This window comes from Enterovibrio sp. QJM3NY_24 (genome assembly GCF_057786035.1).
In genome coordinates this window covers 2,739,803-2,753,819 of the sequence record NZ_CM173519.1, presented here as the reverse complement: position 1 = coordinate 2,753,819, position 14,017 = coordinate 2,739,803, and the positions used below count along the sequence as shown (strand labels likewise).

Annotated in this window: 13 protein-coding genes and 1 pseudogene; 12 read left to right on the top strand and 2 right to left on the bottom strand. The window is 48.3% G+C overall.

Annotated elements, in window-relative coordinates; genetic code table 11:
• Positions 1-16 precede the first annotated feature (16 nt).
• On the bottom strand, positions 17-1,360 hold the full coding sequence (locus tag AC3CIC_RS12105) for a site-specific integrase (RefSeq protein ID WP_488514724.1): 1,344 nt from the start codon (positions 1,358-1,360) through the stop codon (positions 17-19).
• Between the two features lie 267 nt (positions 1,361-1,627).
• Between AC3CIC_RS12105 and flgB the strand changes: the two genes are divergently transcribed.
• From flgB to flgL, 12 genes and pseudogenes are all read left to right on the top strand, one after another.
• Positions 1,628-2,023, top strand: a complete 396-nt coding sequence (gene flgB, locus AC3CIC_RS12100) for a flagellar basal body rod protein FlgB (protein ID WP_016960103.1) — start codon at positions 1,628-1,630, stop codon at positions 2,021-2,023.
• 3 nt (positions 2,024-2,026) lie between these two features.
• The gene (gene flgC / locus AC3CIC_RS12095; RefSeq protein ID WP_016960104.1) at positions 2,027-2,443 is read left to right on the top strand and encodes a flagellar basal body rod protein FlgC; all 417 of its coding nucleotides are present in this window, start codon (positions 2,027-2,029) and stop codon (positions 2,441-2,443) included.
• 17 nt (positions 2,444-2,460) lie between these two features.
• Positions 2,461-3,213: a flagellar hook assembly protein FlgD gene (locus AC3CIC_RS12090; protein ID WP_016960105.1), complete on the top strand. Its 753-nt coding sequence runs from the start codon at positions 2,461-2,463 to the stop codon at positions 3,211-3,213.
• Positions 3,214-3,234: 21 nt separating this feature from the next.
• A complete protein-coding gene (gene flgE, locus AC3CIC_RS12085; protein ID WP_016960106.1) occupies positions 3,235-4,542 on the top strand; it encodes a flagellar hook protein FlgE in 1,308 nt (435 codons plus the stop codon).
• Positions 4,543-4,751: 209 nt separating this feature from the next.
• Positions 4,752-5,501 (top strand): flagellar basal body rod protein FlgF, encoded by a 750-nt coding sequence (locus tag AC3CIC_RS12080; RefSeq protein ID WP_016960107.1) that lies wholly within the window; start codon positions 4,752-4,754, stop codon positions 5,499-5,501.
• Between the two features lie 16 nt (positions 5,502-5,517).
• Positions 5,518-6,306, top strand: a complete 789-nt coding sequence (gene flgG / locus AC3CIC_RS12075) for a flagellar basal-body rod protein FlgG (RefSeq protein WP_016960108.1) — start codon at positions 5,518-5,520, stop codon at positions 6,304-6,306.
• A gap of 29 nt (positions 6,307-6,335) precedes the next feature.
• Positions 6,336-7,121 carry a flagellar basal body L-ring protein FlgH gene (flgH, locus tag AC3CIC_RS12070; protein ID WP_488514723.1) on the top strand — a complete coding sequence of 262 codons (786 nt, stop codon included), beginning with the start codon at positions 6,336-6,338 and terminating at the stop codon, positions 7,119-7,121.
• Positions 7,122-7,147: 26 nt separating this feature from the next.
• On the top strand, positions 7,148-8,239 hold the full coding sequence (locus tag AC3CIC_RS12065) for a flagellar basal body P-ring protein FlgI (protein ID WP_016960110.1): 1,092 nt from the start codon (positions 7,148-7,150) through the stop codon (positions 8,237-8,239).
• A 3-nt stretch (positions 8,240-8,242) separates the two neighbouring features.
• A complete protein-coding gene (flgJ, locus tag AC3CIC_RS12060; protein WP_488514722.1) occupies positions 8,243-9,238 on the top strand; it encodes a flagellar assembly peptidoglycan hydrolase FlgJ in 996 nt (331 codons plus the stop codon).
• Between the two features lie 57 nt (positions 9,239-9,295).
• Positions 9,296-9,781 carry a hypothetical protein gene (locus AC3CIC_RS12055; RefSeq protein ID WP_488514721.1) on the top strand — a complete coding sequence of 162 codons (486 nt, stop codon included), beginning with the start codon at positions 9,296-9,298 and terminating at the stop codon, positions 9,779-9,781.
• 159 nt (positions 9,782-9,940) lie between these two features.
• Positions 9,941-11,818, top strand: a complete 1,878-nt coding sequence (gene flgK / locus AC3CIC_RS12050) for a flagellar hook-associated protein FlgK (RefSeq protein ID WP_488514720.1) — start codon at positions 9,941-9,943, stop codon at positions 11,816-11,818.
• 11 nt (positions 11,819-11,829) lie between these two features.
• Positions 11,830-13,025, top strand: a pseudogene (gene flgL / locus AC3CIC_RS12045) (flagellar hook-associated protein FlgL).
• Positions 13,026-13,087: 62 nt separating this feature from the next.
• Here the strand turns inward: flgL and AC3CIC_RS12040 are convergent.
• The gene (locus tag AC3CIC_RS12040) at positions 13,088-13,972 is read right to left on the bottom strand and encodes an AraC family transcriptional regulator (protein WP_488514719.1); all 885 of its coding nucleotides are present in this window, start codon (positions 13,970-13,972) and stop codon (positions 13,088-13,090) included.
• Between the last annotated feature and the right edge of the window lie 45 nt (positions 13,973-14,017).

The window sequence follows — 14,017 nt, the reverse complement described above, 5'->3', positions numbered from 1 at the left end:
AGTGACCGGATGGTGGCTATAGCTGTTGCTCAATGTAGCGGCATAACTTCTCTTGAGCTTCCTTAAGCTGAGCCAGCGTATAGCCTTTCGAGTAGTAACCATATGACATCGTATCGCCCTTACGTGAATGCCCAAGCAGATAGGCGGCTTCGTGCTCTGTCACGCCTGCTTGCTGCATGTATGTAGCTGCCATGACACGGAACGAGTGAAAACCCTTCGCTGTGTCTGTGGTGATATGCTCTTGCTTGAATCGACCAAACTCGACAGTGATGCGATAAGCTAAGCGTCCATCCCTGCGAACTGACACAAGCTGACTGAATAGCCACTCTGAACCCTTGTCGATGCTATCTTGTCGTACTGCTTCGAACAACTTCAAGCATTGTTCAGGTACTGGTATCGTTCTGGTTGCGGCATTTGTTTTACCACCTTCACTAGCCAGCGTCACAGTCAACATACCGTCTTCTGCCTTGATGTCGTTCAGCCTGATACCGACAACCTCACTAATCCTAGCGCCCGTATACAGACCAAAGTGGACGAGCAGCTTGAACTGATCGCCTTTACTATTGGCAAGTACTAACAGCCTCTTGAGTTCATCCAATGTAAATGGTTTCTTCTTATCGGTTCTTGCCGTCTTAGCCACCTTTAGCCCGTCAAACGGATTAGACGCAGTCGTCAAGCCTCGGTCAATCGCAAAGCTCCAAAGCATCTTGAGACGCGACTGTTGGCCTTTTACCGTTGCTGGTGCTGCATCACTGCTCATGACCTCAAGAAAACCACGGGCGACTGAGCGCTCAACCTGATTTAACTGAACATCCCGCTTTTCCAGATACTGAAGAAACAATGACACAGTACTTGTGAACCGCTTCAGCGTTGCTGGTGTTGGCGTCTTGGCAATCTCTGCGCTGACTATGAACTGGCGCAATGCTTCCTTAAGTGTTGGTGTGTATTTGTCTGACGTTGTTTTACCGCTCATGGTCAAGCGATAAGCCTCCACATACGCAGCATCATTTGTCTTGCCTACGGTTTCGGGATGCAGTGCATACGACCAACTAGCATCGGCTAACTCTTCTTCGTCGGCAATAGGTTGCCTAACTGCCTGCTGAGCAATGGCGTTAAGCTGGTTCTGGTAGACACGGAATCGGTAGTTATCATCATTGTTATCAGCCTCTTCAAGCTCCATCTCTCGCATCTTCCCTAGCAATACGTCACGCTTGGCACGGGCAATGCGAAGGTCACCAGTGTTTAGGCTTTCCTCGATCATCACCTGTGCTGGATAGAAGCGCTCCAATGCCTTTGGTACTCTGCGTTGGAAGTACCACATGTTGTGACGCTGCTTCAGATACTTGGTGTCGCGGCTCATGGAAAATGGCTCTGTATGACGTAATGTAGGAAGGATTGTAGGCTTGCAGCCCTTGTCCCGCAAGGCGTCTGGGCTGAGCGGCAATTAAACATGGCACAGAAGTTGCCGCTTTTTTGTATCTATTGATCCCTGTTGCTCTCGTGGTTGTTAAGCAGTAAAGGCCTAAGAGACTGAAAAAAATAAATATTATATCGACAGGAAGAGTTTGCGAGAAAGTTGGCATCACTATTGCTTTTATTCAAGTAGGAAAGTTTAGGAGGTTGCCTCATGGCGATATCGTTCGACAAAGCGCTGGGTATACATCAACACACTGTCGGTGTGCGTGGTCAAAGGGCTGAAACCTTGGCAAGTAACCTGGCCAACGCTAATACACCGGGTTATAAAGCGCAGGATGTAGACTTCGAACGCGCCCTGAAAGCTGCAACCTCTGGGGCAAACATTGGCCTAAGTCGAACGGATGGGCGGCATATTACTGCCTCTACGCAAGTGAGCGGCCAGAAAATGTATCGTATTCCAAACCAGCCTGATACGGGTGATGGCAATACAGTTGATTCGCAAGTAGAGCGAAACCTGTTTATGCAAAACGCATTAGAGTATCAAGCGTCGTTGGATTTCCTTGGGTCAAAGTTTAAAAACATGTCCAAGGCATTGAAAGGGGAATAATGGATGAGTCTATTTAATGTGTTTAATGTAACGGGTTCTGCCATGAGTGCAGAGTCTGTGAGACTTAACACCACATCCAGTAATTTGGCGAACGCGAATTCAGTCAGCAGTTCGGCGGCTGAGACGTATAAAGCCCGCCACCCTGTTTTTGCTGCTGAATTGAACCGATTCAATGGTCAACAAGGCGCGAGTGTTCCTGTTAGTGTCGCTGGCATTGTAGAAAGCCAAAAACCACTTCGCGCGGAATATAACCCCGATCACCCGATGGCGAATGCGGAAGGTTATATTTTTAAACCGAACGTCAACGTAATGGAAGAGATGGCCAATATGATTTCGGCATCCCGTTCTTATCAAACCAATGTAGAAGTCGCAGAAGCCAGCAAACAAATGCTGATGCGTACACTACAGATGGGCAAGTAAGGTAGGAGGACGGCACTATGAATCCGATTGATGGCGCAGGTGGAGCAGGTGGCGGAAGCTACATTGACCAACTCAAAGCGCTTCAGGAAAAACAACGTGCGGAACGTGGCGACTCAGGTGAAAAAGTCACCGGTCAGACCGATCTGAAACAAGAAGACTTTCTTTCTCTGTTGACGAAGCAGCTTGCGAACCAAGACCCTTTTAAACCCGTAGATAACGAGCAAATGATCGCCCAGATGGCATCGTTTGCGACGGTAGATGGCATCGGCAAGATGAATGAACAGTTTGGTTCATTGAATGCTGCGATGACATCAAGCCAAGCCCTTCAGGCGTCGTCATTGGTCGGCCAAGATGTATTGGTCCCTGGCAATGATGGCTTTAAAACTGCCGAAGGTGGCATTGCTGCGATGGTGAAACTGCCGCAAGCATTGAACGACGTCATTGTTCGAATTCAGAATGACCGAGGCGAATTGCTAAGAAGCTTTAGTTTGGGTGCAAAATCTCCAGGCGACCATCGCGTTGAATGGGATGGAAAAGATGATACAGGCAACCCATTGCCGGAAGGCAATTACAGCATGAACGTAAGCGGCAACATTGATGGCAAATCACAAGATCTTGAGCTCTCAACGTATGCCAACGTTAACAGTGTCCTACTGGGCAATGGTGACGGCAATGTGATGTTAAACATCGCGGGTTATGCATCTCCGGTCAAACTCACCGAAGTGCTTGAAGTAGGTAAAGCTGGCGTCAGCGGCGCGAGTAAGAGCTAAAAGGACAGAGGAGTTCCAGCAATGGCATTGAACATCGCACTGAGTGGCCTAGCGGCAGCTCAAAAAGACATGAACACCACCAGTAACAACATTGCGAATGCCAACACTTTTGGTTTTAAAGAATCGCGCGCTGAATTTGGTGATGTTTACTCTGCTTCGATTTTCTCGAATGCGAAAACAACGACAGGTAGTGGTGTGCAAACCTCTATCGTGGCGCAACAGTTCCATGAAGGGTCAAGCATCTACACCAATAACCCGCTTGATTTACGTATCAGCGGCAACGGTTACTTCGCCGTGGCGAATGACAACCTCGCGACGCAGAACAATCAGTTGACGCGTAACGGTGCGTTCCACCTCGACAAAAACAACAACATTGTTAACTCTGAAGGCCAGTTTCTTCTGGGCTACAACGTGGACAACGAAACACTGCAAGTGGGATCGTTTGAGCCTAAAGCGTTGAGTGTTCCTGATCAATTTGGACAGCCTCGTGCGTCTGAGAATGTTGATATTGGTCTAAACCTGCCTGCGGGCGGCGCAGAAAAAGATCCTGCTTTGTTTAATCCAGAAGATCCGGATACGTATAACAAAGCAACATCAGCGACTATCTTTGACTCCCTTGGTCAGCCATATAAATTGACCACCTATTACGTTAAAGACAACGTCACGCCGAACAAGTGGGCGGTGTACTACACGGCGACAGATCCAACGGGTGAAAAACCAGTCAGCCTTACTGCCGGTGAATTTACCAATGCTGCAGGACATGTCGGCCATTCGCTCGAATTTAACAGTGATGGTTCGGTAAATAACGTCAATGGCGGTCAACCTATCCAAACTGTTGAGCTTGGTGCTAACGGTGCAGGCCTTGAAATGAACGGTGCTGATGGTGCGCAAGCACTGACCATCAATTTTGAAGACCCGACTCAGTACGCCTCTCCGTTTGAAATGCGTAAGTTTAGTGAAGATGGCGCAACCACGGGTTATCTTGCAAAAGTCGATATCGACCCTAAAGGCACCATTATGGCGACCTACAGTAACGGTGAAAACGTCGCACTTGGTCGTGTAGCCATGGTTCGCGTATCTAACCAGCAAGGTCTTTCTCAAGCGGGCAACACTCAATGGAAGGTAACGCAGCAATCTGGTGAGGCAGTCTGGGGCGAAGCCATGCAAGGTGCCTTTGGTAAAGTGAAAAGCGGTACCATTGAGCAATCAAACATTGATATGACCCAAGAGCTGGTGGACTTAATTACCGCACAGCGAAACTTCCAAGCGAACTCGCGTTCACTCGAAGTGGGCAATTCGATGCAACAAACGATTCTGCAAATTCGATAATTTAGCGTCTTTGTTATTGTTGCTTGATTGCAGTTTTTTTGCCGCTCGACATTCGAGCGGCAATTGTCTTCCTAATATTCTTCTCAATACACCCACCCACCTAGAGCTCCACTGAACACTTCTTACGCTAACCTCTTGTAAAACATTCTAATTACATATTGGCACTCTTCTTGCTTTATACAAGTCATAAGCGACAGGAGAACGTCTAAATGGATCGCGCATTATTCCTTGCCATGAGTGGCGCCAAACAAGATATGCAAGCCTTGCAACTGCGTGCCAATAACTTGGCAAACGTCAGCACCACAGGCTTTCGAGCAGACTTAGAGCAAGCCCGTGCCATGCAAGCTTATGGCGAAGGTTTACCGACGCGTGTGTTCAACATGACGGAGCGCCCTGGGCATAGCTTTGCACAAGGCTCGACCATCACGACTGGTCGTGAACTTGACGTTGCTGTTAAAGGCGACGGTTGGCTGGCGGTACTCGATGGCACTGGTCAAGAAGGCTATACCCGTGTGGGTAACCTGAAAGTTGACCAAACTGGCTTACTTCAGAATGGTCATGGGCACTTGATCCTTGGCGAAGGGGGGGCACCGATTTTCTTGCCACTGCCTGTTTCCAAAATCGAAATTGGCACTGACGGTACTGTCTCTGTTTTACCGCAAGGTGCACCACCAGAAGCAATGGAAGAAGTTGACCGCATTAAGCTCGTTCGCCCAGATAACGCAGACATGTTCAAAGACCGGAATGGTGTGTTTAAGCCTGTAAACCCTGGCACAGTGTATAACGCTGATGCTGGCGTTACGCTACTCACTGGTGCGCTGGAAGGCAGTAACGTGAACGCCGTCAGCGAAATGACAGGGCTTATTGACCTTCAGCGTCACTTTGAAATGCAAGTAAAACTAATGAAGACTGCAGAAGAAATGGATCAAGCATCTAATTCTCTGCTGCGCATGGGTTAATTAAGAGGGAATTATCATGCATCCAGCTTTATGGGTAAGTAAAACCGGCCTAGACGCACAACAGACGAATATTTCGACCATTTCCAACAACTTGGCGAATGCTTCAACCGTGGGTTTCAAAAAATCCCGTGCGGTATTTGAAGATTTGTTTTATCAAAACATCAACCAACCAGGTGGTCAGTCTTCGCAAAATACAGAGCTGCCAAGTGGCTTGATGCTGGGTGCGGGCTCAAAAGTGGTCGCGACACAACGTGTCCACACCAATGGTAACGCTCAAACCACGAATAACGCACTCGATCTAATGATCGAAGGCGACGGTTTTTTCCAAGTGCTACTGCCAGACGGCAACATTGGCTACCAGCGCAATGGTCAATTCACACTGAATGACGAAGGCGTCCTAGTTACAACGGGAGCTGGCTACTCCATTGAGCCAGAAATTGTTGTTCCACCGGATGCGATTCAAGTGACCATCGGCACCGACGGTGAAGTCTCTGCAAGGCTGCGAGGCCAAACGGCGAATGCAGTACTCGGTCAGATCACGACCGTGGATTTCATCAACCCTGGTGGCCTTGAGCCGATTGGTCAAAACCTCTACTTACCGACAGGCGCGAGTGGTGACCCACAAGAAGGTGTACCAGGCATAGATGGCCTAGGCAGCATTCGACAATCCATGCTGGAAACGTCCAACGTGAATGTGACAGAAGAACTGGTCAACATGATCGAAGCGCAGCGTGTTTATGAAATGAACTCGAAAGTGATTTCATCGGTCGACCAAATGCTGAGTTACGTTACCCAGCAGCTATAAGCGATAGCTAAGACAGGAGTAAAGCCCGGATGAAGAAGTTACTGATCATAAGCTTGGTGTTAGCCAGCGTGTCAGGCTGCGGCTTGATAAACGAACAAGCCTTGTTGGCGCAAAGCGACATTGTGCAAGGCACGACAGACACTGATGCGGTTGAAGGTAACACTGAGCCGAGTGGCGATGGTTTGATTGGTTTACTGCGCGATCGTGAAGATGCGATTGCCGGCGACCCAAACTGGGTGCCACTTCATCCGACACGCCAACCGGAGCACTATGCAACGGCGACTGGCTCTTTATTTAGCTCGGTAAAAGCGCAAGATCTTTACGATGACACTAAACCACGTGGCGTCGGCGATATTGTCACTGTTTTGCTGGAAGAAAAAACACAGGCGAAAAAAAGCGCCAGTAGCGATGCGGCAAAATCGAGTGATTTGAGCATGGATCCGTTAGAGATGGGCGGGCAGGAAGTCACTATTGGTGAATCCAATCTGTCTTACGCAGCCAGTCATGACAATTCAACCAGTGGCTCGACAAGTGCCGATCAGAGTAACAGCATTAGCGGCTCTATATCAGTCGAAGTGGTTGATGTGCTGTCGAACGGCAATCTCATCATTCGTGGTGAAAAATGGCTTACCTTGAACACGGGTGATGAATACATTCGCTTGAGTGGCACTATTCGTCCTGATGATATCAGCCAAGAAAACACCATTGCCTCGACCCGTATTTCTAACGCACGTATTCAGTATTCAGGAACGGGTGACAGACAAGATACGCAAGATCAGGGATGGTTGGCACGATTCTTTAATGTCGTTCTTTAACACGTATACGCTGCCGGAGATTTGACGTGAAGTATTGGTTAAAGCTGTTCTTGATTGCCATCTTGGCAAGCCCCGTCGCACAAGCTGCCCGAATTAAAGATGTGTCAGAAGTCGCGGGTGTGCGTAGTAACCAATTAGTGGGTTACGGACTTGTGGTCGGCCTTGCGGGGACGGGCGAGAGCACGCCCTTTACCGATCAAAGCTTTAACGCCATGCTGAAAAACTTCGGCATCCAATTGCCGCCCGGTACTAAACCAAAAACCAAGAATGTCGCAGCCGTAGCGGTAAGTGCCGAGTTACCTCCGTTTTCTAAGCAAGGTCAAAAAATTGACATTACGGTGTCATCTATTGGTTCTGCGAAAAGCCTGCGTGGCGGCACATTGGTCCAAACCTTCCTCAAAGGCCTTGATGGAAAAACGTATGCGGTTGCCCAAGGTAATTTGATTGTGGGTGGATTTAGCGCCGAAGGCGCTGATGGTTCATCGATTGTGGGAAATACCCCTACGGTAGGACGAATTACCAACGGTGCCTCGGTTGAACAAGAAGTGCCGAGCCCATTTGGTCGTGGTGACCATATTACCTTCAACTTGTTTGAATCTGATTTTACGACCGCTCAGCGTATGTCTGATTCCATTAATAGCTTTTTAGGGCCAAACACGGCCTTTGCGATGGATGCGATGTCTGTGCGCGTGCGCGCCCCTCGGGATTTGTCTCAACGTGTTGCTTTTCTCTCTACCGTTGAAAATCTCGAGTTTCAGCCAGCTGATGCGGCAGCAAAAATCATTGTTAACAGTCGCACCGGTACGATTGTGGTGGGCCAAAATGTTCGCTTACGCCCTGCGGCCATTACGCATGGTGGAATGACCGTGACCATCAAGGAAAACCTACAAGTCAGTCAGCCTGGCGCGTTCTCAGGCGGTGAAACGGTGGTAGTGCCGGATTCTGGCCTAGAGGTAACAGAAGAAGATGGACGAATGTTCCACTTCAAGCCAGGTGTGACACTTGACGATCTCGTACGCGCAGTGAACGGTGTGGGCGCAGCCCCTTCCGATCTTATGGCCATCTTGCAGGCATTAAAGCAGGCTGGCGCCATTGACGGTCAACTAATAGTGATTTAAGCCATGAAAACACCATTAGATACGGGATTTATCCACGATATTAGCCGGCTGGACATACTGCGTCAGAAAGCCGCAAGCGGTGAGCAATCAGACGATGCTATGCGTGCAGCGGCAGAACAATTCGAAGCTTTGTTTACGCAAATGCTATTTAAATCGATGCGTCAGGCGAACGAAGCGTTTGAATCTGATCTTGTCGACGACCGCACTTCCAAGTTCTATCAGCAAATGGCAGATGAACAACTTTCCAGTGCCTTGTCGCGAGAAGGCTCGCTTGGTCTGGCTGATTTGATTGTCCAGCAGTTTAAAGGGTCACAAAGTAGTGAACCAATGGAGACGGGTAGCAATACTGCCAGTGATCGCATTCAGCTTGCGCCTATCTCGCCACTTCCTCCAGCATTGGCAGATGAAGAGCAAAAAGCGGCGCAAGAGGGACTGGAAAGGAAAGCTTTCTCATCCCAAGATATGTTTGTGCCAAGTCCACACATGTTGGCGCAAAGAAACACGCTACCTAAAGCAACACAGCCTAAGCCATTTGAAACACCGGATGAATTTGTTTCACGCTTAACGCCTTATGCACAAAAAGCCGCTCGAACTTTGGGCACTGACCCTGCGATTTTGATTGCACAAGCAGCACTTGAAACAGGCTGGGGTAAAAAAGTGATTGCTAATGCGCGAGGCAGTAGCCACAACCTTTTCAATATCAAAGCGGATCCACGTTGGGAAGGGAATAAAGTCGCGACACAAACCCTTGAGTTTCATGATGATATCCCCGTACAGGAAATGGCGTCATTTCGTGCCTATGCTTCCTATGAAGACAGTTTTAATGACTATGTGCGGTTTTTAAATAAAAACCCACGTTATTCGACAGCACTGCAAAGCACAGAAGAGCCTGAAACGTTTATTCGAGGATTGCATCAGGCTGGGTATGCCACTGATCCGCAATATTCGGACAAGGTACTTAGCGTTTTTGATCGCGTGAAAGGATTGATGGATCAATAAATGATCCAGGTAATTGGATTGTAATGTTTAACGACGTATTTCAGACAAGGTATCCCGATGGCGGAACAATCAGGCAAGCAATCCGATACAGAGCACTTAGGTACCGATCTGACCGGCACTGAAAAGATAGAACCAAAACAATCGCTTAATCAGGCTGGCTCTATCCATCGTGACCCTTTCATTCGTGCTTTCCTCGATAAAATCCCCAAAGATGTTGCTTCCACATTCACTGATTCTCAGTTACTGCAACTTAAGATGATGTTTGGTACGCGAGGAAAAGCGAGCCATGCTGTTGATATTCGAACCGTGATGGGGGGATTTGGCTGGAACTATTATTTAGTGTTCCTTTTTGGTCGAAACCGTCGAGATCTTTCACGTACAGAGCAAAAAGTGGCGAATGCATGGCGCGTCGTTTTGTTGCTGGTGGGCAGCTTTGCGCTGTTTTCTATGGTGATTATTTCCTTATATCTGCTTAAATCTTTCGCTGGCATTGATTTGCTCCCTCGATTTTCCTTTGGCTTCTGGACATGGCTTTCCTCCTAACGGCAAGCTCTTGCCTGCTTGTACATCCCCCTTACTTAATGTACTGATAGATTCTGTTATCCCATTGAAATAAAGCAATATAATTTCATGGCATGATTCTTGAATTAAAAGTCTAATACACACTTTTGTAGGCTATGCATTTCCGCATACGGGGGCAGAATGGGGTTTGATCTGCTGACGCTTGGTTCTCAGGGCGTTTTGACAGCACAACGGCAACTGAATACAACGGGTCACAACATCTCGAATGTGAATACTGAAGGCTATAGCCGTCAGTCCGTTGAACAGCATGCCAACGATTCTGCCTATTGGTCTGCAAACCAATGGGGCACAGGGGTTCATGCCGCTGCGGTTAGGCGTAACTATGACAAGTTTGCCGTTAACGAATTTAATATCACCACATCCTCGCTAGCTCACGCGGCCACTCGAAATGGCCAGCTCACCATGCTCGACGACATGATGTCGCACTCAGCCAAGAAAATTCCGGAAAACATGAATGAATTTTACGGCGCGGTAAAAGGCTTAACAGATAGCCCGAGTGACATGGGGGCTCGAAAAGTGGTGTTAGAAAAATCGCGTCTTGTTGCTGCAGGCCTTAATGATATCAACAACGCACTTCAGTCCCAAGAGATGGATACCTCGGTAGAGATTGATGCCACGTTGACGCGTATGAATGACATTGGCCGAGAGATTGTGGATATCCACAAAGCCATAGTGAAAAGCCAGACTGTCGACAACGATTTACTGGACCGTCACCAACGATTGATTAACGAGTTGTCGGAATTCACTCAGGTGAGCGTCAACCAGCGTGACGATGGGTTGTATAACGTTATTATCGGCAGCGGACACACCTTGGTGTCGGGTCTGCATTCCAGTGAACTTCAAACGGTACCAGGCGTGCCGGATCATCAAAAACGTCGTTTGGCCTTGGTGGAAGGTAAGGCGCTGAAGCCGATCGATAACGGCGACATCCGCGGCAAGCTTGGCGCGATGTTCGAGTACCGTGATAAGACACTGGGGCAGGCGCGTGATGAACTTGGACGGCTTGCTGCTGGTTTTGCGATGTCTATTAATGATCTTCAAAGTCAGGGCTATGATCTGAGTGGCGCTGTTGGCGAAAATATCTTTGTTGATTTTAACAGTGACAACATTGCACGTGATCGCGTGATAAAAAGTCCAGAATCGACAGCTGATATGAAAGTGTACATCGATGATTTAACGAAACTGAAAATCGGTGATTATCAGTTGAAGTATGATGGCAGCCAATACACTGTGGTCGATCCCGAAAAGAATATGATGTCTGTTACCCCAACAGGCACGCCGCCATCGATTAGCGTAGATGGCCTGAAAATTCAGCTCGATGTTGGCTTAAGTGCCGGTGAGCGGGTGGTGATCCGCCCAGTACGCCAGGCTGCGGGTCAAATTGGTGTGACAATGGAAGACCCCGCCAAAATTGCCGCGCAGAGCTATGTCAGCTCCAAATCTGTGATCACCGGGCAGGGGGATTTGACGGTACTGCAATCGGGCGCTCAACAAGAATTTCAGGTGGCTATTTCTCCTGATGCGTCCCAGTTTGCGGTGCTGGACATGAAAGGCAATATCTTGCTTGCACCTCAAGCGTATCCGCCAGCGTCTCCGATCAATGTGAATGGCACTGTGTTTGAATTGTCTGAAGGGGCAGCGCCAGAAGATGTGTTCTCGGTAAGTTTGATTGCTGCTGATGGCGAAAACGGCAACCTGATCCGCATGCAAAAATTGCAGACTCAAAAAGTCATGGATGGTGGTCGCTCAAGCTTGATCGACGTCTACGAAGGCCTAAATACCGATCTGGGTGTGCAGAAAGCGTCATTTGCGCGCCTTGAAGATATTAGTCGTGTAGAGCACGACGCAGCGGCAGGACGTGTGGCTGAAATATCAGGGGTTAACCTTGATGAAGAAGCAGCCAACATGATGAAGTTCCAGCACGCATACATGGCGTCGTCCCGAATTATGACGGCGGCAAATGAAACCTTTGAAACCCTGCTAAATGCAACCCGATAAGGATGTGAGTGATGATTAGCCGCATTGCCAGTTTTCACAATTATCAATCAGTGTCGAATGACCTGATGCGCCAGCAGGTAAAATTGCAGGATAACCAAGATCAACTTGCGACTGGCAAACGTGTTCTCACGTCGGGTGATGACCCTGTTGCTTCTATTTATATTCAAAATTTCCGTCAGCAAGACAAGCAGCTTGATCAGTATGTTGATTCCATTACGCTGGCGCGAAATCGTCAAACTCGTGCTGAAATTGCCATTGATGACGCAGAGCAATTGACCGACAGCGCAAAACGAAAAACCATGGAAATGATTAACGGTTCTTTGTCTGACGATGATCGAACCGCACACCGTCAAGATTTGAAAAATGCCTGTACGACAACTTCATGAACTTGGTGAACGCAAAAGATGAGTCCGGCAACTTTTTGTTTGCTGGCACTCAATCTAGTAAACAGCCGTTTTATCGAGATAGCTCAGGTGATGTTCGTTACGCGGGCGATAGTTATCATCGCACCGCACAAGTTGCCCCTGCGGTAGAAGTTCAAACCAGCGATCCGGGTGATCAGGTCTTCATGGAAATTAAAAATCCATTTGGTGATTATCAGCCTGAATATGAATTGGAAAGCGGTTCTTTACTGCTGTTGGCCAGCGCAACGAACACCAATAATGCCGATATTTCTGAGTATGCCGTGAGTTTCAACGTTGACGCTAATGGGCAAACGCAATATGAACTGATGCAAAATGGCAACGTGGTCAGCACGGGTATGTATGATCCTCAAACTGGTGTTGAGTTTGGCACGCTGACCATGCGTTTTGAAGGTGAGATGTTAGATGGCGACACGATAGCGCTAGAACGTCAGGACACGTTCAATGTGTTTGATGCGTTTAAAAAAGGCATCGATTTGTCTCGTGAAAGCATTTTTGATGCGTCTGCGACCGCCGAACTGCATCAGGTCACAGAGCAATTTTCTGCTGCTTTTAAGCATTTGAACAAAGCCCGCTCCGAAGTAGGTACGCGCCTGACGACGCTTGATCGTCAGGAAAGCATGCACCAAGATTTCAAATTGGTACTCAACCGCTCGCTGGGTACGATGGAAGATTTGGATTATTCCACGGCAGTGATCGACATGAATGAAAACCTGCTTGCACTGAAAGCATCGCAGCAAGCGTTTTCCAAAACGAAAGATTTGTCGCTGTTTAACTATATCTAATGTGTTTTGAGTTGAGATAAGCGAGGGTTGTGTCGCGAGAAAATGCTTCTTCCCCCCATCAATCACCTAAATAAGCGCCGAAACTCTGTCGGCGTCATATTTTTTGCCGTTTTGAACTGACGATTGAAATTCGATAAGTTAGAAAACCCCACGCGTTCTGCGACCACAGATACCGATGTATTCGACCGCACTAACCATTCACAGGCCTTACCGAGACGGTAGTTCTTCAGGTGATCCGAAAAGCTTTCCGCAAAGTGTTTTTCAAACATTCGATAGAGCGAACTTTCACTCATATGGAGATGTCTACATATGTCTTCAACAGAAATTTGCGCACTGTAGCGGTCGGCGATAAACTGCTGCGCTTTTTCCAGCTTGTCGATAACGGGCGTTTCTTTTGCGACGTAAAAACACAGCGGACGAGAAGTCACCGCTTGCGCCATTTTATCTTCACTAAGCAGCAGAAGGATTTCGACCACTCGCAAAAATTGTGCGGAGGGTTTGAGCTGCGGCGTGCCATTCATCAAAGGAAATAATGCGTCTGCACAAGCAGCAGACAGTTTTATTCCCTTGTGTGCGCGTACCAATAGATCACTCACGGACGACAGCTCCGGCACCGTTGTTACCAAGGATTGAAGCCAAGCTTGATCAAGCCATAGCACATGGGAGCTACTGGCTCGTTCGGGCGTGGCCGTTGAAGATCGTGTGACCATGTGCGGTAAACCAGGGCCGATAAGGTAGGCGCAACCATGAGTCGCATCGCCCACATAGTCATCCAGAACGGTTTTTCCGGGAGAGACCTTGTGAGGGTCGTGATAAAGCACGAGTTCAATTTCGCTGTGATAGTGCCAACCGCAATGCGTGCCTGTGATCGCATGATCGCACAGGTAATCGACAAAATGCCAAGAAGGGCTCACGGCTTTATTGATACGCTCGATGGTTGGTCGCACTTCGCCTCTCCACTCTCTGTTATTGAAAAGCCACTTGAGTATATC